The following is a 20,136-nucleotide window of genomic DNA, read 5'->3' on the forward strand; positions in this document are numbered from 1 at the left end:
TTCGTTAGCAGTCCGTGCGCGCTGGCGGAGCGATCCGCCAGCGCGCGGTGGCACTCAGGCGCTGAAGCTGAGTGCGTTGGTGAGGTCGCCTGGCGGCGGTCCGCCCGCGGCGATCATGGCTTCGTCGCGCATGCGCAGGCCGGGTAGTTGCTCCAGGCCAAAGCGGCGGGTGAGGAAACGCGCAATGGAGCCGGTGTCGTAGATGGTGTGGTCCACATGGCCTTTCTTGGCGAAGGGCGACACGATCAATGCCGGAATGCGTGAACCCGGCCCCCAGCGGTCACCCTTGGGCGGTGCGACGTGATCCCACCAACCGCCGTTCTCGTCGAACGTGATGACCAGCAGCAGATGCTTCCATGCCGCCGAGCGCTGCAAGGCATCCACCACCCGCATGATGTGGCGGTCGCCCGCATCCACATCGGAGTAGCCGGCATGCATGTTCAGGTCACCCTGCGGCTTGTAGAACGTCACCGCGGGCAGGCGATTGGCCTCGATATCGGCGAGGAAACGGTTGGTCTGCGCGCTGTCGCCCACGCCGCCGTCGCGCAGGTGCTTGGCGCGCGCCTGGGTACCGGGAGCGAGGCTCTTGAAGTAGTTGAGCGGCTGGTGGTGCAACTGGAAATTGGGTCGCTGCGGGAAGTTTTTCTCGTCCCCGTCGCCCTTGCCGTCGAGCGCGAGCTGCCAGCCGCCGGCATACCAGGCCCAATCCACGCCTGCTGCGGAGAGTACGTCGCCGATCGTCTTGTGCGTTTGTGGCACCAGTGTGTTGGGGCTGTCCGAGTCAGCCAGCAACGGATTGCTGCCCGACTCGGTGGCGCTGGGTGCATACGGCGGCATCATGGTATTCACCGCCCAGAAATCCGGCGTGAGCGTGCTGCGCGAGGCGTACTTGGGGCGGCCTTCCATGGCGCTGCGCGGCGAATCTTCCGCCAGCTTCAGGCGCGTGTCGGTGGGCGAACCACTCTCGGTCACGGCGATGTTGAAGCGCGCCGGGCTCTCGTCCGCCTTGGGGTAGAACGGCGGTTGCGCGGCCACCAGATACTGGTGATTGAGGAACGAGCCACCGAAAGCGCCCATGAAAAAGTGGTCGCACAGGGTGAATTGGCGGGCCAACTGCCATAGGCGCAGGTTGGCTGCGCTGTCGTCGTAGTGGCCCATCACCATGGCGCCGGTATCGCCCCAGGCGACGAAGCCATCGTTCTTGCCGCCGTTGATCTGGCGCTGGTTGTCGTAGAAGGCGTGCACCAGGTCGCGCGTCACCACGCCGTGCGGCAGTGGTGCGCCATCGCCCGTACGCAGCGCCCACGGCGCGTTGGGCAGGCCCGTGATGTGCTCTTGCAGCACCTGATAGGTGGTGTGGTTGACCACCTGCTTGTGCGGTGCCAGACCGTGCCAGATCGGCGGCAGCGTGGCGAGCACCGTGCCATCGCGGTCGCGTTGAAGATATTGCTCCGGCTTGAGTGCGCTGAGTGGCTGCGCCACCCCGGGGAAATTGGCGAACAGGTTGTTGAAGCTGCGGTTCTCCGCATAGATCACCACCACCTGCTGGATGTGCTGGCGCAGGCTCTCATCCAGCGGCGCGCTGCCTGCCGTGGGCACGGCAGCGCGGCCAGCGATGGCATCGCCGCCGGCGCCTACGGCCAGCGCGGCGCCGGTAACCGCCAGGCCGCCAAGCAGGCGCCGGCGTGCGGGATCGAGCGGGAGCTCGTGGTTGTCGTCGGGGGGCGGGGGAGAAACGTGTTTAGTCATGGTGCGGCGTCATCGTAGAAGCGGGCCAGGTCCGCCTTGGATTGCTCCAGCGAACGCTGATCGATATAGATCATGTGGCCCGACGGGTAAAAACCGAAGGTGATGTTCTTGCGCTGTGCGGGTTCCAGGCCAAGGTGGCTCAGGTCGAACTCGGTGGCGTAGAACGGGGTGGCCAGATCGTAATAGCCATTGGCCGAAAATACTTTCAGGTGCGGGTTGCGACGCATCGCATCGCCCAGGTCATCGCCCACATAGGTGGCTTGCAACCAGCCACCGTTCTTCTTGCGCTTCCAATCCCAGTTCATTCCGATGGCGCCATAGTTGTTGGGCAGGTAGGGGTGCTCTTCGGTGAACTTCAGTTCGGTGGCTGCGTACTGGTTGAAACTGGCGACGTAGGCGCCGGTGATCGCATCGCTGGCGGTGTCGCCATCGGGCGTTTCGCCGGCGGCATCGGGGTCGATGCCCTGGAAACGGCCGTCCAGACGTCCCACGGTAAGGCGCTGGTCGCGCAGCAGCTCCTTGCGGAAACGACTGGGTCCCACGCGCAGATTGGCCTCCTTGATGTACTGCGGGCTCAGGCCGAGATAACGGCTCATCTGATGGGCGATGCGGTCGGCTTCGGCCGGTTCGATGGCGTCGCCCTTGGCCAGGGCGAGGGTGTAGTCGCCCGCGGCGAAGCGGCGCACTTCGGCGAGGAACGTGCCGATGTCGGCAGGCTTGTTGGGCACCTTGTCGTGGTACCAGGCAATCGCCGCTTCGGTGGGCAGGTTGACGATGTAGCCGTGGTCGATGCCGGGCGCGGCCACCGAGAAATCCAGGATGGAGGACATCAGCACCACGCCGTTGAACTCCATCCCCTTGTCCTGCAGCGATTTCACCAGCACCGCCGAGCGGGTGGTGCCATAGCTTTCGCCGAACAGGAACTTGGGCGCATTCCAACGGCCATTGAGGCTGACGTATCGGGTGATCATGCGGGTGAACGCATCGGCGTCCTGATCCACGCCCCATACATCCTTGCCCTCGGTCTTGCCGACGAGTTGCGAGTAGCCGGTGCCGGGCGCATCGATGAACACCAGGTCGCTTTTATCGAGCAGGCTGAATTCGTTGGGCACGAAGTGATACGGAGCCGGCGGAATCGGCTGGTCGCCGTCGTTGGCGACGCGCACGGGACAGTAGGAGCCCATGTGCAGCCACATGGAGGACGAACCTGGGCCGCCGTTGTAGAAAAAGGTGACCGGACGCTTGCTGTTCTTGCCGCCATCGGCGGTATAGGCCACGTAGAAAAAGCTTACCGTCGGCTTGCCCTTGTCGTCGCGGATCAACAGCGTGCCGGCCGTGGCGGTGTAGTTCACGGTGCGCCCGCCGATGCGCACGCTGTGCTTGGTCACCACGGTTCGTTCGGGCGGAATGGGTTGGTCGTCGGCGGCCTTGTCCTTGTTACCCGCGTCGGTGGCTGCCTTGGTCGCATCCTTGGGCGGATTGTCGGCGGCACGCAGCGGAGAGGAACTCAGCACCAGCACGGTGGCGAGGGCGAGCGAGGCGAAGGGAAGCGAGCGCATCAGTCGAGTCTCCGGGCGGATCAGGAGTGGGTGGTGTCGTCGTAGTAGCGCGCCAGATCGGCCTTCAACTGCTTTAGCGCATCGGTGTTGAGATAGATCATGTGGCCGGACGGGTAATACAGGAAGCGCACGTTGTCGCGCAGCGACGCGTCGAGGTTCATGTGCGCAAGGTCGTACTCGGTGATGAAGAACGGCGTGGCGAAATCGTAGTAGCCGTTCACCGATAGCACTTTCAGATGCGGATTGGTGCGGATCGCATGGCCCAGGTCGCCCGCGACGTAGGCGGTGGGCAGTGGACGCCGTACGCCGGCGGCCTGGTGCTTCCAGTCCCAGTTCTTGCCGATCTCATCGAAAGTGGGGCGGTAATCCAACGCGCTGTGATAGTTGAGCTGGGTGGTGATGTAGTCATGGAACGCGGTAATGAAGGCACCGCTGATGCCGGCATCGGACGCGTCGTAGTCGGGTGTCTCGCCGGCGGCGTCTTCATCCACGCCTTCGAAGCGGGCATCGAAGCGACCGATGGTGCGGCGCTCGTCGCGCAGCAGTTCCTTGCGAAAGCGCGCGGGTTCCACGCGCAGGTTGGCCTGCTTGATGTAGTCCGCGCCCAGCCCAGTATAGGCGGCAAGCTGGCGCGCCACCGCATCGGCTTCCGCGGCCGGCACGTTCTGGCCCTTGGCGAGCGCGGTGGCGTACGGGCCACGGGCGAACGCACGCACTTCGTCCAGGTAGGTTTTCAGGTCAGCCGGCGCATGGGCGAGCTTGTGGTGATACCAGGCGGCCGCCGCGTAACTGGGCACGTAGCCGATATACATCTCGTCGTAGCCGGGCAAGCGCACGCCGTAGTTGAGGATGGAGGACATCAACACCACGCCGTTGAAGGCCATGCCCTTGTCTTGCAGCGCGTCCACCAATGCGGCCGAGCGCGTGGTGCCGTAGCTTTCGCCGAACAGGAACTTGGGTGAATTCCAGCGGTTGTTGAGGCTCACGTAGCGCTGGATGGCGCGGCTGAAGGCGGAGATGTCCTGATCCACGCCCCAGAAATCCTTGCCCTCGGCCTTGCCCAGCGGGCGCGAATAGCCGGCGCCCACCGCATCGATGAAGACCAAGTCGGTCTTGTCGAGCAGGCTGTCGTTGTTGGGCACCCTTTTGTAAGGCGCGGGGCCGGTGGCGGCAGGGCTGTCGGTGACGATGCGCTCGGGACCGAACGAACCCATGTGCAGCCACATGCTGGAAGAACCCGGGCCACCGTTGTAGAGAAAGGTCACCGGGCGCTTCTCCGGCTTGCCGGTGTCCACGGTATAGGCCACATAGAACACGCTGGCCTGCGGTTGGCCTTTCTCGTCGCGGATCACCAGCGTGCCGGCGGTGGCCGTATAGGCGACCGGGCGGCCGCCGATGCTCACGCTGTGTTTGGTGCGCACCGCTGATTCGGTGCTCGGCGCCTGGGCCTCTTCATCCTTGCTGGCGGCGGGTTGGTCGGCGGGCGCGTCCTTGGCCGGCAGGGTGAATGAAGACAAGAGGGCAAGACCGCTGCCCAACAGCAGAACCCACAGACGACGCATGCAACGTTCCCCGGATAGGTAAGAAGTAACCGAACCGAGTATGCGTACCGGGGTCACAGGGCGACCGTGACAAAAGTAAGGGGTGGTCTGTAAGGGGGCGGCTCAGTCCAGCAGCTTGGAGCGGCCCGAGGTCCACATGGCGCGCGTCAGCGGCCGGTTCTCGTGCGCGGTCTGCAACACGATCAGCGTCGTCGTGCTGATGCTGGCGTGCAGTTTGAGCAGGCGATCGAGCACCGTTTCCAGATGCGAGACCGACATCGCCACCACGCGCAGCAGGGCCGAGTCCTCACCCGCCAGGCGGCGACAGTCGATGACCTCGGGGATGTCCGCCACCAGCGTGCCTACGCGTGCGCAAATGCCGCCATCGCAGCGCAGGCGGATCATGGCGTCGATCTCATAGCCGAGCTTGCGGGGATTCACCACCGCGCGGTAGCCGGCGATCACGCCCGCTTCCTCCAGCCGCTTCACACGCTCGGCCACGGCGGGCGCGGACAGGCGTACTTTGCGGCCCAGTTCGGCATAACCCAGGCGTGCGTCCTGCTGCAGAGCCTCCAACAGTTGCCAATCCGTGGCGTCCCAGGTGGGTTTCGATTCAAAGGTGACAGCGCTCATTGGACATTTCGTTCGTTGGCGAAACATCTGCATCGTACGCTGATCCATCATTCAAGCGCATCTTACGCAGACGTACGATGCCCACCTTCCCCAGCGGAGTTTCACCATGCACACCCCGGAGCGCCTGGACGGGCGGGCACTCAGTTACATCGGCATTGCCCTGCTGACGTGGTCCTCGGCCTATGCCGCCATCGCCTATGCGCTGGCCTCGTTTACCCCGGGGGAAGTGGCGCTGGCGCGCCTGTCGATCGGCTCGCTGTGCTTCGCCGTGCTGCTGCTGATCAAGCGCGTACCGCTGCCGGCGCGGCGCGACTGGCCGGCGCTGGCGGCGCTGGGCGTGGTGGGCCTGAGCGTCTATCACCTGTGCCTCAATACCGCCGAAACCAAGGTGGCCAGCGGCACGGCCGCCATCCTGATCTCGCTGGTGCCAGCCGCCACGGCGGCGTTGTCGGCCGTATGGCTGCGCGAGCGCTTGTCACCGCGCACGTTAACCGGCCTCGCCGTGGCGCTGCTCGGCGTGGTGGTGGTGGTGTTGACCAGCGGCAAGCAGGTGAAGGTGGAGCCGATGGCGGCGCTGGTACTGGTGAGCGTGCTGTCCTCGGCGGTGTTCTTCGTGGGGCAGAAGCCGTTCTTCGCCCGCAGCAGCATGCTTGGCGTCACTGGCTTCACCTTCTTCGCCGGTACGTTGGGCACGCTGCCGTTTGGCCTGGATTTGCCACACGCGTTGGCTGCCGCGCCGGCCTCGCATATCGGCGCACTGCTGTGGCTGGGCATTGCGCCCACCTTTATCGGCTACATCGCGTGGAACGCGGCGCTGCATCGCGCGTCGGCATCCCAGGTGAGCAGCTTCATCTACTTCTCTCCGCCCATCGCCGTGCTGATCGGCTGGGTGTGGTTGGGCGAGCGGCCGACCTTGCTGACCCTGGTGGGTGGCGTGATTACCGTAGGCGGCGTGGTGCTCGCCAATGCGCGTCGTCGGCCGCCGGTGCCGGTGGCACCCGTGGTCGCCACACCGGTCAAGCAGGGCTGAGCCGATGACATCGATCCATTTAGCCAACCCTCGATAATTGACCCTCGCCGTTGGAGACCACGCATGCACACGCTCTACATTGCCAACAAGAACTACTCCTCATGGTCGCTGCGCCCCTGGGTGCTGATGAGCGAACTGGGTATTCCCTTCGAGGAGCAGGTGGTTGCCTTCAACGAAGGGTCCAACTGGGAGGCCTTCCGTCGCTTTTCGCCGAACGGGCGGGTGCCCTGCCTGCGCAACGGTGACACCGTCGTGTGGGATTCCCTGGCCATCGCCGAATACCTGGCCGAAGCATTCCCCGCCGTGTGGCCGTCCGAACGCGAGGCACGCGCCTGGGCGCGTTGTGCCGCCGCGGAGATGCATTCGGGCTTCGGCACGCTGCGCGAGGAGTGCGGCATGAATTGCGGCCTGCGCGTAACACTGCATGCCATCGGTCCGTCGTTGCGGCGCGATATCGATCGTGTCGCCGAGCTGTGGAATGAAGGGCTGGCACGTTTCGGTGGGCCGTTCCTGGCCGGCAAGACATTCACCGCGGTGGACGCGTTCTTCGCGCCGGTAGCCTTTCGCGTGCAGACCTACGGGCTCGCGCTACCGGGCGCGGCCGCCGACTACGCCGCGCGCATGCTCGCGCTGCCATCCATGCAACGCTGGTACGCGGCGGCGCTGGCTGAGCGCTGGCGCGACGAAGCGCATGAGCGCGAGATCCGCCATTACGGCCAAGTGCGCGAGGACCTGCGCGCGGCCTGAACTACATGGCATGCGGTGCGGCGACACCTTGTCGTCGTGCCTGCCAACGCGCCAGCGCCAGCAACACCAGCGCCACCGCCACGAAGGCTACCAACACCCCCAGGGCATCCATCAGCACCTGCAGGTAGCCCAGCGCGCGTACGTCGAGGAACGGGTACGGATACCAGCCATCGACGGCGCCGCGCAGCAGCACGTACAGGAAATAGCCGGCTGGATAGCTCTGCCACACCAGCACCTGTGACCAGCGCAGGCCGCCCTTGGGTACGGCCAGCCACCAGTACAACAGGTACAGCAGCGGCATCACGTCGTGCACGATCACATCGGCCAGCAGCAGCCAGCCCTCGGGATGCCATAGCTGACGCAGCATCAGGTTGTAGATCAGGCTGACGATGGCGATGCTCATGGCGATCGCCGTCTGCACGCCGGGGCGCAGGTAAAAGCGCAGCATGGCATTGCGCGGGCCGATCGCCGCCGCCGACAGCACCTTGGTCACCAGGATATTGGTGAGGATGGTGTAGAAGCCCAGATACAGCCACACGCCGCCCAGCACCGTGCCCCCCTTGTCCAGCGTCATGCGGATGGAGAACCACAGCTGCAAGGCCAGGCCAAACGTGCCCAGCGCGGCGCCGAAGAAGGCAAATGGGCGATAGCGCAACATCAGGACCTCAGGCGGTGGCCGGTGCGCTCGCCAGGCGCAATGCGCGGCGCCGCCCCATCATTGCATAGAGCCGTACCAGCAATGGGATGCCGATAAGCACCAGGTTATTCCATCCCGGTGCGAACCAGGCGATGACCAGCGACAACGCTGCCGCGGTGGGCAGGCCCCACGAACGCCAGCGCGTTGCCGATACCAGCTCCGGCGCCAGCTCGTGGCGCAAATACGGTGCCCGCAGCGCGCGCGTGAACAGCATCCGCTGCAACAGGCCAGCGACGAGCAGGGTGCCCGAATAGAACATTTCCGGTACGCGCGCCAAGGGCGCGGAACTCATGAACGCCGTGGCAAACGGCATAAAGGCCACCGCCATCAGCAAGAGCATGTTGGGCCACATGATGGCCGGGCTGTAATCCGCCAGCATGCCGAACACGCGGTGATGCGCCACCCACAGCGCGCCGATAACCAGGAAGCTCAGCACGAAACCCATGAAGCTCGGTTGCAGTTCATGCAGTGCCGAGAGGAAAGCGCCATCGTCGCCGTTGCCGATATGCGGCACATGCACCTCGATGATGAGCAAGGTGATGGCGATGGCGAACACCGCATCGGAGAAGAACGTGAGACGTTCGAGTTGAAAAGCGCTCTTGCCCATGGCGGCCCCCCTGGCGCGAAAAGTATCGTGCCCCAAGCAGCCGGAGCGCCCCGCAGGTTAGCAAGGGCGCCGGGCGGCGACTATCAGAACTTGTAGCCGCGATGGATCGCCACGATGCCGTTGGAAAGATTGCGCACATCCACGCGGCCAAAGCCTGCACGCTCCATCATGCCCTTGAGCGTCTCCTGATCCGGATGCTTGCGGATCGACTCGGCCAGGTACTGATAGCTGTCGGCGTCACCGGCGAACAGTTGGCCCAGCTTGGGCAGGATCTTGAACGAATGGAAATCGTAGAGCTTGCTGAAGGTCTCGTTCTGCACGCGCGAGAACTCCAGCACCAGGGCGCGGCCGCCGGGCTTGAGCACGCGGCAGATATCGGCCAGCGCCTTGTCCTTGTCGGTGACGTTGCGCAGGCCAAAGGCCATGGTCACCGCGTCGAAGCTGTTGTCCGGAAACGGCAGACATTCGGCATTGAGCTGCGCCCAGCGCAGGCCTGAAACCAGGCCGCGGTCGGTCAGGCGGTCACGGCCCACGCCCAGCATGGCGGCGTTGATGTCGCCCACCACGACTTCGCCCGAAACCCCCACGACCGGCTTGAGCAGCGCGGCGATGTCGCCGGTGCCGCCCGCCAGGTCCAGCACGCGGTCGCCGGAGCGCACGCCGCTGATCGCCACAAAGTGGCGCTTCCACAGGCGATGGATACCCATGGACATCAGGTCGTTCATCAGGTCGTAATTGCGCGCGACGGAGGTAAACACCTGGCCGACAAGCTTTTGCTTGTCGGTGACGGGGACATCGCGGAAACCGAAGTGGGTGGTCTGGGGCTGTTCGCTCATGGGCTAATGGTAGCGGATCGGGGGCAGGGCTTCCTGATTGCGGTCCAGTTCCCCCTCTCGCCGGGACCGGGGCCCAAAGCAGGGCACTGGGGACCTGCCCTTCGGCTGTTGAAAAGCGCCTCCTGCTTTCGCAGGGGGCGACGCAGCAGGGATGACGATTAGCGAAGGCGCGGCTGACTCGCGCGCCCCCACGTGCCTCACATCACCGGCTTCCCATCTTCCTTGTAAATCACCCCATTCTTCATCACAAAACTCACCTTCTGCATGAGTGTGATGTCATCCAGCGGATTGCCCGGCACCGCGATCACATCCGCATAGCGGCCCGCCGCTACCTGGCCCAGCTCGTTCTGCTTGTGCAGCAACTCGGCGGCGTGCGTCGTGGCGGCCTGCAGCACGAACATCGGCGGCATGCCGGCTTGCACCATGTATTCGAACTCCTTGGCGTTCTGCCCGTGCGGATACACCGCCGCATCGGTGCCAAAGGCGATTTTTACGCCGGCCTTATAGGCCTTGCCCGCCGTGGCCTGGATGATGGGGCCGACCTGCATGGCCTTGGCCGCCACTTGCGGCGGGTAGTAACCCGGCTTGGCGGCCATTTCCTGCACGTACTTGCCGGCGATGATGGTGGGCACGTACCAGGTACCGTGTTCCTTCATCAGCTTCATGTCCTCATCGTTCATGAAGGTGCCATGCTCGATGGAATCCACGCCGGCCAGCACGGCGCGACGGATCGCCTCAGCGCCATGCGCATGCGCGGCCACGGTAAAGCCGTAGTCGTGCGCGGCGGTGACCACGGCCTTGATCTCCTCGATGGTCATCTGCGCGTTGTCCGCGCTGCTGCTTTCGTCGAGCACACCACCCGAGGGCATGATCTTGATCACGTCCACGCCGTCTTTGTAGTGCTGGCGCACGGCCTTGTAGGCGTCTTCGGGACTGTTGATCACGCCGTCCTTCGCGTTCGGGTCGCCAGCGAGGTCTTCCCGGTAGCCGTCGGTGGGATCGGCATGGCCGCCGGTGGTGCCGATGGGCTTGCCGGCAGTGAACATGCGCGGACCCGGCACGATGCCGGCGTTGATGGCGTTGCGCAGGGCGATGGATTCGTTGTTGCCATCCCCCACGTTGCGCACGGCGGTAAAGCCGGCCAACAGGGTACGACGCGCATACACGGTGGAGCGCACCGCGTAATCGGCCACGTTCCAGCGGAACTGGTCGGAGTAGCCGGTGGGACTGGTTTCGAACGAGAGATGGGTGTGCGAATCGATCAGGCCGGGCAGGCAGGTGGCGTCGGCCAGATTCACCGTGGTGAAGCGCGCGCCGGTGCTGCTGGCAGCGTCGTGATACGGGGCATCGTCGGCGCGGCCGTTCTTGATCTCCTTCACGCGGTTGCCTTCCACCACCACGGTGGTTTCGCCCAGCAGCTTGCCGGCGGCGGGATCGACCATGCGTGCGCAGTGCAGCACGGTGACGTCGTGGTTGCTGGCGGGTGCCTCGGCCGCCAGGGCGGCGGGCAAGGCGAAGACGGCGGCAATCGCCGCGGCTAAGGCAAGGCGTGTGGTCATGGCGAGCTCCCCGATTGAAGCCCCCATCTTAGGCGAGTGCCGCCAACGAAAAGGGGTGACTTTCGTCACCCCTCGGGTATCGGCTCGGGCTATTCCTTGTGGACGCCCGCGGTGCTGTCTTCGGTCACCGCCGTAGGCTCGCTCGGCGCGTGGGCGTGATGCTCGGCCGCCACATGGCGTTCGTGCAGCGCCTCGCTGGAGGCATCGGCGGGCACCGGCCTGGCCGCTTCCGGCGTCGGCGCGTGTTCCTTCTCGCCGTCGCCGCCAGGTGTGATCTTGAGGATCGAGTGGCGTACTTCCCGCGCCAGGATCACGCGGGCATCGCGCACCATGTCTTCCAGTGCGCTGTCGTAGTCGAGCTTGCCGGCTTCGTCGGTCCATACGATGCGGCTTTCGCGCAGCTTCTGGATGAAGCCGCGGAATAGCGCCTTGTCGAAGAACTCCGGCGCCGACAGTTCGTTGAGCAGGGCCAGGCGCTGCGCGGTGAGCGTGCAGGCGTTTTCCAGCTCCGCGCCGGTGAGCGTATGCGGGCCGTTCTTCACCAGCGCGGCGATGGTGATGTAGTAACGCTCAAAGGCCTGGATCAGGCTACGCGCAATGATCTTGAGCTGGAACGCCGCATCGTCCTGGCCGGGACCGCGCTCCAGCACGCGGCCTTCGCCGGTGCTTTCCAGCAGGCCGCGACGCACGAAGAAGTCGATGGTGGCCTGCAACTGCGCGCAGAAGCCGTCCGCGTCCCACGGCAGGAATAGTTCGCCCTGGATGAACGGGTAGATGATGCGGCCCAGGCGTAGCACCGAGGCGCGCGACATGCGGCGGTTGTTGAGGAAACAGCACGCCACCCACGCCGCGGTGGCGGTGAGGTGCAGCACGTTGTTGCGGAAATAGCTGAGCAATACCGCCTGCTCGTCCTCGGTCACCAGCACGTCGCCCAGCGGGTGGCGCACGCGACGGATCCAGCCCATCTGCTCGCCGTAGGCGATGATGCCGGCGGGGTCCATCGATGTGAGGGTGACGCGGTCCGAATAGGGCAGTTCTTCCAGCAGCGACTTGGTCAATTCCAGCTGCGCCAGCAGGTCGTTCTCCGCCATGGCGTGCTTGGGCGTGGCCAGCAAGGCCAGCGCCAGGAGATTGATGGGATTAACGTCAGCGGCACGGTTGATGTTGATCTGGATGCGATCGGCCAGCGTATCGACCACGCGATTGAGCCACTCGGGCTTGGCATCCGGATCGTCGATGGCCGAGCGCCAGTTGGGGCTGGCGGCATCGAGCAGCGGATTGAGCTCGATCGGCTCGCCGAAGTTGAGCGCCACATGGCCGTAGCGCTGGCGCAGCACTTTCAGGCCACGCAGCAGGCCCAGCAGCGATTCCTTTTCCTTGGGCTTGCCGGAGAGCTCGCCGATGTAGCTCTTGCCTTCCATCAGCTTCTCGTAGCCGATGTACACCGGCTGGAACAGCACCGGTCGGCGCGGCGCGCGCAGGAAGGCGCGCACCGTCATCACCAGCATGCCGGCGCGCGGCGCCAGCAGGCGACCCGTGCGCGAGCGGCCGCCTTCGATGAAGTATTCCATCGGCACGCCACGGTCGATCAGCTGGGCCACGTACTCGTTGAACAGCACCGAGTACAGCGCATTGCCCTTGAAGCTGCGGCGCAGGAAGAACGCGCCGCCACGGCGCAGGATCGGGCCGATCACCGGCAGGTTGAGGTTTACGCCCGCCGCGATGTGCGGCACCACCACGCCCGATACGTGCAGCTGATACGACATCAGCAGGTAGTCGGCGTGGCTGCGATGGCAGGGCACGTACACCACTTCGTGGCCGGGCGCGGCGGCGCGGGCCTTCTCGAAGTGATGCATGGCGATGCCGTCGTACAGCTTGTTCCAGAAGTTGGACAGCAGGAACGACGCCGAGCGCACGACCGGGTGCGAGTAGTCGGCGGCGATCTCCATGACCATGTCATGCGCCTTGCGCCACGCCTTGGCCGGGCTGATGTTTTCCTTGGCCGCGGTGGCCGCGATGGCTTCGCGCACTGGCTCGGCGTTGAGCACCGCGTCCACCACCGTGCGCCGGTGCGAAAGATCGGGGCCGATCACCGCCGCGCGAATGCGACGGAAGTGCGTGCGCAGCACGCGGGCGATCTTGCGGGTGAGGCGCTCGGGGCGGGTGTCGCCTGCTTCGCTCATCACCGTGCGCAGCGACACCGGCTGAGAGAAGTGCACCACCGTGTCGCGGCCGTTGAGCAGCAGCGCCAGCATGCGGCGGAAGCGGCCCACCATTACCCAGTTCTCGGAGAACAGCACGCGGAACCAGCCCGACTCGCGGGTGGGGGCGCGGCCGACGTAGATGGAAACCGGCACGACCTGGATGTCGCGTTCGGGGTCGCCTTCCAGCGAGCGCACCAACTGGCCCAGCGGTTCGGTGGGCGAGCGCTTGCGGTTACGCCCGAACAGCCAGCCGTCGCGGCGGGCCAGGGCGAACACCGAACGCTTGCGGCGGGTGCCGCTGAGCGCTTGCATGGGCGTAGGCAGGCCGGCCTCGCGGCAGGCGCGTTCAAGGATGAGCGCATCGGATAAGCCGTCGCGCTCGATGACGTAGCAAACCGGCACGCCCGGCTGCAGCAAGGCAGCCGGTTCGGCGGGATCGCGGCGGATGCGCACCCAAGGTTCGAGCAGTTGCCCGGCCAGGTTGAACCACCAGGGCGCGCGGCTACGGGCGGGAGTGTCCGTGGTCGACATATTCAGCATCCGCAGATTGTAACCGGTCGAACTGTTAGAACCGGGTTCGGCGCTCAGTGCGTGCGCTTTTCGGCCGGCGCGGGGGCATGCGCGGACGCGCTGGCGGCGGGGTGCACCTCAAGCGTGCCGACCGTGCTGGAGGCTGGCGCCGGAGCGCTGCCGGCAGCGGCAGGCGCCAACAGGCGCTCGTGCGCCTCGCGCGTGTTCTGCAGTACGTCCGCGCTGTACCAGCGGTTGTCCTGCTCGATCAGCTCCGATTCCATCGCCAGCGGCTTGCCGAGCAGGGTGTAGTCGATACGCACGCGGGCATGGCCGTTGCGGTTCTCCAGCACGCTGACCTTGACCGAGTCCAGGGTCTCGTCGACCGACAGCCCGTACAACGAGAGCACCTGCTTAATGCCGAGGAAGCCCACGCTGTACTTTTGCATGGCGGTGTCGAAGTCCATCGCGCGCAACTGTTCGGGCGTTTTCAGGTCGAGCTTGCGAGCGGTGTCCACCGCCACGGCGATGGCCTGTTTGGCGCGGGCCTGGTCGAACCAGGGTACCTGCTGCGCCCACGGCGCAAGCACGTTGATGACCTCGGTGGCCTGCTGCTTCTGCGGGGTGGTGAGGTCCTTGCTTTGCGCCACGCCGGTGGCCGCTATGGCCTGCCCCACACCGATCATCACCGGGAGCTGATCGTGATACTGCGCCTGCAACTGCTGCAGCTTGGGCTTGGCCAGCGCGTAGAGCTTGGTCTCCGCGTTGGGCTCGGTCATCAGCTGCATGTTCTTGATGAAGTCGGCGCGCTCTTCCGGCGTGATCGGTTGCTCGTCCGGGCGCGGGCGCGTCCAGTCGGCGCGCAGCGTGTCGTAATCGGTCGGCGGTAATGCGTGCTTCCAGAAGCCGGCGAAGTCGCCCGCCTTGATCAGCGCCACGGACTGTTGCACCGAGGCCTCGGGCGTTTCCCCGCCCGCCACCACGATGGGTGGCGCGCTTGTGGTGTGCCTGGTCATGACCAAGGCGATCACCGAGGCCAGTACGAGCAGGGCGACGAAGGCACCAACGGCGTAGAAGACGGATGAGCGACGCATGGGGTCTCTTGAGGTAGCGCCCATCCAACGGCAGCGTATGGGGCGGTCGGCGGAGGGTAAGCGGGGCGCTGCGGGGCCACAAGGCCCAGGGGCTTATGCTGGGGGCTGCCCAAAAAGAAAACCCCGCGGGCGTTGGGCCTCACGGGGTAATCCGGCAGAGCCGGAAGGGAAATGGCCTTGCCTGCGGAATATTCAAGGTCAGCAGGTGTTGGCGGGGAGGATCTTACCTCCCCGATAAACTTAAGGCAATACTTTAAGTTGAGCCACGTAAGCTGCTGATTTTATTTAATTATTAATCAGTCGAAACGCAGCGATTGAATCTTCTGGCGGCGACGTTCGTCGCGCGGTGCCGTCCAGTCATTATTAAACAAAGACGGCTCCCATGCGCCATAGGTCGGGTTGGGCAACACGAACCAGCGGGTGCCGAACCAGCTCATATAGGGCGCCACGGCTTTCTCGCGGCCTTCGGCATTATTGGCCAACACGGTTACAAAATCGGCGATCTGGTCGCCAAACTGCATCAATACGCGGTATTTGTGGCTAACCAGCTGGCGGCGGCAACCCTTCTCGGTGCCCACCTGCTCGCAATCTTCCACGAAGGTGCCGAGGCCCAGAAACGCTTCGGGGCCGGACACCGGCAGGCCTTCCTTGCGCAGGTTGGCCAGGGTGGCCTGGTCCAGGTCCTTGGCGCGATTGGAGATGTAGATCACCGCCACGCCGTGCTTGGCCGCGAACTGGGTGAACTCCACCACGCCCGGCAGGGCGCGGGCGCGCTGCTCATTGCACCAGGCGGCCCAGTCGGCCTCGTTGTACTCGCCGCCACTCTTCACCAGGCGGGCCTGGTAGGGCGAGTTGTCCAGCACGGTTTCGTCGATATCCAGCACCACCGCTGGCTTGAGGCCCTTGGCCGGGGCCACGCGATCATCCTTCGGCAGGGCGTCCCAGGTGGGGTCGGCCAGGGCGGCCAGCAGGCGCGCCTGGGCGTCGCGGTAAGTCTGCAGATAGATCAGGTTGTGCTCGATGGCGGTCTGGCTCCAGGCCACCGCATTGAGGTTGTCGTCCGCCGGGGTGCCGGCGCGGGTGGGAGCGGAAGCGACCGCGGCGGTCGGCGCCGAGGGGGCGGCCGGGGCTTTGGCGGGTGGACTGGCGCAACCGGCGAGCAGGAGCAGGGCGGCCACGGCGGCCGGCAAACGGATCGACATGAAGGATTCCCGGAGAAGCAAACAGACAGAATCGGACAAGTTTACGACAGCACCGTGTCGCGCTTCCCTGGCTGCGCCCAGTTGCGTCGGCCTACACGCGGGGCTGGCGGCCCCGGCCCCCGGCTGACAGACTCAGGCCATCCCCACCGTCGCACGAACTTGCATGGAACCTGAGCAGACGCTCCCGTCGCACCCTTCCAAGGCCATCCGTATCGTCAGCTATGTGCTGGCGGCCGTGGCGTTGATGCTGATGCTGGGTCTGCATTTGCTGCCGGCCTTGTTTGCCGGCCTGCTGGTGTACGAGCTGGTGCAGTCCACCGCCCCGCTGCTGGGCAAGCGCGTGCCCAGTGTACGGGCGCGCGCACTCGTGGTGGCCTTGCTGGGCACCATCGTGGTGGGTTTGCTGGTGTTGCTGATCCTCGGCGCGGTGAGTTTCCTGCGCAACGAGATCGGCAACCCTGAACTGCTCTGGCAGGAGCAATTGATGCCGCTGGTGGAAAAGGCGCGCGAGCAATTGCCGGCCACGGTGGTGGGTTGGTTGCCCGATAGCGTGGACGACTTGCGCATGATGGCGATGGAGCTGACCCGCAAGCATTCCGTAAGCCTGCAGACGCTGGGCAAGGAAGCCGCGCGCGTGTTCGTGCATATCCTGATCGGCATGGTGCTCGGCGCCATCGTGGCGTTGAGCCGCGCGCGTCCGGCGCATCAGGTGGGGCCGCTGGCCTCCGCGCTGGGGCTGCGTGCCCAGCGTCTGGCCGAGGCGTTCCATAACATCGTGTTCGCGCAGATCAAGATTTCGTTGCTCAACACGGCGTTCACGGCGGTCTTCCTGCTTGGCGTGCTGCCGGTGCTGGGCATCCATATTCCACTGGCCAAGACGCTGGTGGTGGTGACCTTTATCGTTGGCCTGCTGCCGGTGATCGGCAACCTGGTGTCCAACACCGCCATCACCATTGCCGGCCTGTCGATTTCGCTCAGCGTGGGCGTGGCCGCGCTGGGCTTTCTCATCCTCATCCACAAGCTGGAATACTTTCTCAACGCGCGCATTGTCGGCGGGCAGATTCGCGCCCGCGCGTGGGAATTGCTGGTGGCGATGCTGGTGATGGAGGCGGCGTTCGGCCTGGCCGGCCTGATCGCCGCACCGATTTTCTACGCCTACCTCAAGAGCGAGCTGGAGGCCGAGCGCTTGATTTGACGGTTCCGCCCGCGCTGGCCGGCCTTTAGCCGGCCAGCATGGCGGCGATCTTGGCCAGGTGCGACTCGGCCGTCTCGCGCACCACTTCCTTGTCCGCCTCCGGGTCCTTGCCCTGCCAATGCAGGTCGTCCTGCGGCAGTTCGTGCAGGAAGCGGCTGGGTTGGTTGCTGGATACTTCGCCGTAGCGCTTGGTCTTGGAAGACCACGACAGGGTCAGCATTTCCTTGGCGCGGGTAATGCCCACGTACATCAGGCGTCGCTCTTCATCGATACGGCCTTCGTCGATGGCGCCATCGTGCGGCAGCGTGCCTTCCTCGCAGCCAACGATAAAGACAAAGCGGAACTCCAGGCCCTTGGCGGCGTGCAGCGTCATCATGCGCACCGCGTTGCCGGGTTCGTCGCGATCGGCATGCGTAAGCAGGGCGAGCTGCGCGGCAAGGTCGCCGGTGGTGTGTTCGTTGCGCTGCATGGCGCGGAACCAGTCGGCCAGTTCGCGCAGGTTGCCCAGGCGACGCTCGCGCAAGGCCTGGTCGGCGGTGCTGGCGGCGATGTGCGCCGCGTAGCCGGTACGCTCCAGCACGGTTTCCACCAGGTCCGCCGCACTCTGGTGCAGCGAGGCGCTGCGCAGTTCGTCCATCAGTGCGGTAAACGAGGCCAGCGCCGCTGCCGGCCGCGGCGTGAGCTGGCGCAGCACGGCGTCGCTGCGTGCGGCGTCGAGCAGCGGTGCATGGCGCGTCTGGGCGATCTGGCCGAGCTTTTCCAGCGTGGTCGCGCCGATCTCGCGCTTGGGCACATTCACCACGCGCAGGAATGCGGCGTCATCGCTGGGGTTGGTGAGCAGGCGCAGGTAGCACAGCAGGTCTTTTACTTCGCCACGGTCGAGAAAGCTCAGCGCGCCGGACAAGTGATACGGCACGCGTGCCAGGCGCAGCGCCTTTTCCAGCGGACGCGCCTGGAAGTTGCCGCGATACAGGATGGCGATGTCGTGCCAGCGCGCCTTGTGCTTCTCCGCCAGGGTGGCGGCGATGGCGGCGACGCGCTCGGCTTCGTGCTCGTTCTCCTTGCACTCCAGCACGCGGATCTGCGGCCCTTCCGGGTGCTCGCTCCACAGCTTTTTTTCGTGCAAGTGCGGGTTGTTGGCAATCAGCTTGTTCGCTGCGCGCAGAATGCGCTTGCCGCAGCGATAGTTCTGTTCCAGCTTGATCACACGCAAGCTGGGCCAATCCTTGCCGAGCTGGTCGATGTTCTCGGGATTGGCGCCGCGCCAGGCGTAGATCGACTGATCGTCGTCGCCCACGCAGGTAAAACGCCCGCGCTCGCCGGTGAGGGCCTTGAGCAGGCGGTACTGCGCGTCGTTGGTGTCCTGGTATTCGTCCACCAGCAGGTAACGCAAGCGCTCGCGCCAGGTCGTGCGGCATTCCTCGTCGTCTTCCAGGATGCGCAGAGGCAAACGGATCAGGTCGTCGAAATCCACCGCGTTGAAGGCGGCGAGGCGCTGTTGGTAGAGGTCGTAGATGGTGGCGGCATCCAGCTCGCGCGGACTGCGCGCGGCGGCCAGCGCCTCCTCGGGCGACAAGCCTGCGTTCTTGGCGCGGCTGACCAGGTTGCGGATGCCGAACAGCACATCCGGTTTGATGCCTTTGGGCGCCAGCTCCTTGATGATGCCTTCGCTGTCGTCCGCGTCCAGCACCGAAAAGCCTTTGCGCAGGCCGGCGCGTGCGTGTTCGATCTGCAGGAACTTGAGGCCCAGCGCGTGGAAGGTACATACGGTGAGTGCTGCGGCGTCCTCGCTGCTGATCAGCTTGGCCACGCGCTCGCGCATTTCCTTGGCGGCCTTGTTGGTAAAGGTGATCGCCGCGATCTTGGAGGGGGCCAGTTTCTTGCGCGCGATCAGGTACGCGATTTTTTGCGTGATGACGCTGGTCTTGCCCGAGCCCGCGCCGGCCAATACCAGCAGCGGGCCGTCGCAATGTTCGACGGCGGCCAATTGTTGGGGGTTGAGCATGGGAGGGCGCAGGCAGATGACAGGCGCAGGATGTTAGCAGAGGCGGCCCGGCCAGCCCGTACGCCGTACCGGCTAGGTATGCTTGGCGCCGGGCCCAGGGAGCGTGGGCGCGTGCGTTGGGCCTTGGAGCGTGGGCCTTGTCTTCCTCACCGGGGGCTGCAGATGTGCCAAGGTTTCGTGGTGCGGGTAGCGGGCGGGTTGGGCCTGCTGCTTGGCGTGCTCCATGCGGCGAGTGCTCAAGTGGCGCCGCCCGATCCCAAGCAGCTGCAGGAAGTGCAGCGGTTCGAGGACGCACTTTCGGTGCCGGGCGTGCTCGAAGATCATCCCGACCTGTTTTACCGGCAATTGGCGGTGGATGCCTATCACCACGGCGACATGGGTCGTGCGCTGAAGATGTTCCTGCGTGCTGCCAGCTACGCGGATAAGCCCTCGCAGGCCGCGCTGGCGAGCATGTACCGCGATGGCGTGGGCGTGGCGGTCGATCGGCCGCGTGGCTACGTGTGGATCGACCTGGCCGCCAGCCGGGGCTATGCCGAGTTCGTGGGGCAGCGCGAGTACTACTGGGCCCAGCTCAGCGAGGCCGAACGCGCGCAGGCGCAGCGCGTCGGCGAAGAGATCCTGGCCAAGTACGACGACAAGGTGGCCCTGCAACGCCTGGGCGCGGCGCTGGATCGCGCGCGCATGAATGTCACCGGCAGCCATGTGGGCGCCATCGGCAACCTCAAGATCAAGCGGCCCGGCATCAACCATGCCTATGACACGAGTGGCGAATTCGTCATGAGCGGCAACGATCTTTACCGCGATTCGGTATGGAAGGTCGATCAGTACACGCAGATGAAGGATCTGGAGTGGAAGGTTCGGGTGGAATCGAACCCCAGCGTGCACGTGGGCGACCTGCAGACGGTGGGATTGCCGGCACCCGCGTCCTCCTCGGCTCCCGCGCCGCAGAAGTAGGCGGGCGAGATCGG

Annotated in this window: 16 protein-coding genes; 4 read left to right on the forward strand and 12 right to left on the reverse strand. The window is 65.3% G+C overall.

What is annotated here, in order from left to right; all coding sequences use genetic code 11:
* Window positions 1-54: 54 nt before the first annotated feature.
* The 4 genes from acpA to JHD67_RS09445 form a co-directional block, all read right to left on the reverse strand.
* On the reverse strand, window positions 55-1,749 hold the full coding sequence (gene acpA / locus JHD67_RS09430; RefSeq protein WP_199098925.1) for an acid phosphatase: 1,695 nt from the start codon (window positions 1,747-1,749) through the stop codon (window positions 55-57).
* A complete protein-coding gene (locus JHD67_RS09435) occupies window positions 1,746-3,308 on the reverse strand; it encodes a peptidase S10 (RefSeq protein WP_199098926.1) in 1,563 nt (520 codons plus the stop codon). Before JHD67_RS09435 ends, acpA begins: the two co-directional genes overlap by 4 nt.
* Before the next feature lie 20 nt (window positions 3,309-3,328).
* Window positions 3,329-4,870, reverse strand: coding sequence for a peptidase S10 (locus tag JHD67_RS09440; protein WP_199098927.1), 1,542 nt, complete (start codon window positions 4,868-4,870; stop codon window positions 3,329-3,331).
* 102 nt (window positions 4,871-4,972) lie between these two features.
* Complete coding sequence (locus tag JHD67_RS09445; RefSeq protein WP_199098928.1) at window positions 4,973-5,482, reverse strand: Lrp/AsnC family transcriptional regulator; 510 nt, start codon at window positions 5,480-5,482, stop codon at window positions 4,973-4,975.
* 106 nt (window positions 5,483-5,588) lie between these two features.
* Between JHD67_RS09445 and JHD67_RS09450 the strand changes: the two genes are divergently transcribed.
* Both JHD67_RS09450 and JHD67_RS09455 read left to right on the forward strand, forming a co-directional pair.
* Entirely contained in the window at window positions 5,589-6,512 is a 924-nt protein-coding gene (locus JHD67_RS09450) for an EamA family transporter (RefSeq protein ID WP_199098929.1), read from the forward strand.
* A gap of 63 nt (window positions 6,513-6,575) precedes the next feature.
* A complete protein-coding gene (locus JHD67_RS09455) occupies window positions 6,576-7,259 on the forward strand; it encodes a glutathione S-transferase family protein (RefSeq protein WP_199098930.1) in 684 nt (227 codons plus the stop codon).
* A 1-nt stretch (window position 7,260) separates the two neighbouring features.
* On the opposite strand, the gene JHD67_RS09460 is transcribed toward JHD67_RS09455, so the two are convergent.
* From JHD67_RS09460 to JHD67_RS09490, 7 genes are all read right to left on the reverse strand, one after another.
* Window positions 7,261-7,917 carry a Pr6Pr family membrane protein gene (locus JHD67_RS09460; RefSeq protein ID WP_233171772.1) on the reverse strand — a complete coding sequence of 219 codons (657 nt, stop codon included), beginning with the start codon at window positions 7,915-7,917 and terminating at the stop codon, window positions 7,261-7,263.
* Window positions 7,918-7,924: 7 nt separating this feature from the next.
* Window positions 7,925-8,563, reverse strand: a complete 639-nt coding sequence (locus JHD67_RS09465; RefSeq protein ID WP_199098931.1) for a TMEM175 family protein — start codon at window positions 8,561-8,563, stop codon at window positions 7,925-7,927.
* 83 nt (window positions 8,564-8,646) lie between these two features.
* Window positions 8,647-9,399: a bifunctional demethylmenaquinone methyltransferase/2-methoxy-6-polyprenyl-1,4-benzoquinol methylase UbiE gene (gene ubiE / locus JHD67_RS09470; RefSeq protein WP_199098932.1), complete on the reverse strand. Its 753-nt coding sequence runs from the start codon at window positions 9,397-9,399 to the stop codon at window positions 8,647-8,649.
* A 197-nt stretch (window positions 9,400-9,596) separates the two neighbouring features.
* Window positions 9,597-10,958 carry an amidohydrolase family protein gene (locus JHD67_RS09475; RefSeq protein ID WP_199098933.1) on the reverse strand — a complete coding sequence of 454 codons (1,362 nt, stop codon included), beginning with the start codon at window positions 10,956-10,958 and terminating at the stop codon, window positions 9,597-9,599.
* Between the two features lie 89 nt (window positions 10,959-11,047).
* Window positions 11,048-13,693 (reverse strand): glycerol-3-phosphate 1-O-acyltransferase PlsB, encoded by a 2,646-nt coding sequence (plsB, locus tag JHD67_RS09480; RefSeq protein WP_233171773.1) that lies wholly within the window; start codon window positions 13,691-13,693, stop codon window positions 11,048-11,050.
* 53 nt (window positions 13,694-13,746) lie between these two features.
* On the reverse strand, window positions 13,747-14,766 hold the full coding sequence (locus JHD67_RS09485) for a hypothetical protein (RefSeq protein ID WP_199098935.1): 1,020 nt from the start codon (window positions 14,764-14,766) through the stop codon (window positions 13,747-13,749).
* Window positions 14,767-15,062: 296 nt separating this feature from the next.
* Window positions 15,063-15,968, reverse strand: coding sequence for an HAD family acid phosphatase (locus JHD67_RS09490; protein ID WP_199098936.1), 906 nt, complete (start codon window positions 15,966-15,968; stop codon window positions 15,063-15,065).
* Between the two features lie 163 nt (window positions 15,969-16,131).
* Here JHD67_RS09490 and JHD67_RS09495 point away from each other — a divergent pair, with 163 nt between their 5' ends.
* Window positions 16,132-17,163 (forward strand): AI-2E family transporter, encoded by a 1,032-nt coding sequence (locus tag JHD67_RS09495; protein ID WP_199098937.1) that lies wholly within the window; start codon window positions 16,132-16,134, stop codon window positions 17,161-17,163.
* A 25-nt stretch (window positions 17,164-17,188) separates the two neighbouring features.
* Here the strand turns inward: JHD67_RS09495 and JHD67_RS09500 are convergent, their stop codons facing one another.
* Window positions 17,189-19,168: a UvrD-helicase domain-containing protein gene (locus JHD67_RS09500; protein WP_199098938.1), complete on the reverse strand. Its 1,980-nt coding sequence runs from the start codon at window positions 19,166-19,168 to the stop codon at window positions 17,189-17,191.
* Between the two features lie 162 nt (window positions 19,169-19,330).
* Between JHD67_RS09500 and JHD67_RS09505 the strand changes: the two genes are divergently transcribed.
* Window positions 19,331-20,122: a sel1 repeat family protein gene (locus JHD67_RS09505; RefSeq protein ID WP_199098939.1), complete on the forward strand. Its 792-nt coding sequence runs from the start codon at window positions 19,331-19,333 to the stop codon at window positions 20,120-20,122.
* Window positions 20,123-20,136: the final 14 nt, after the last annotated feature.

It is taken from the genome of Dyella sp. ASV21 (assembly GCF_016428975.1).
Taxonomy (GTDB): Bacteria; Pseudomonadota; Gammaproteobacteria; order Xanthomonadales; family Rhodanobacteraceae; genus Dyella.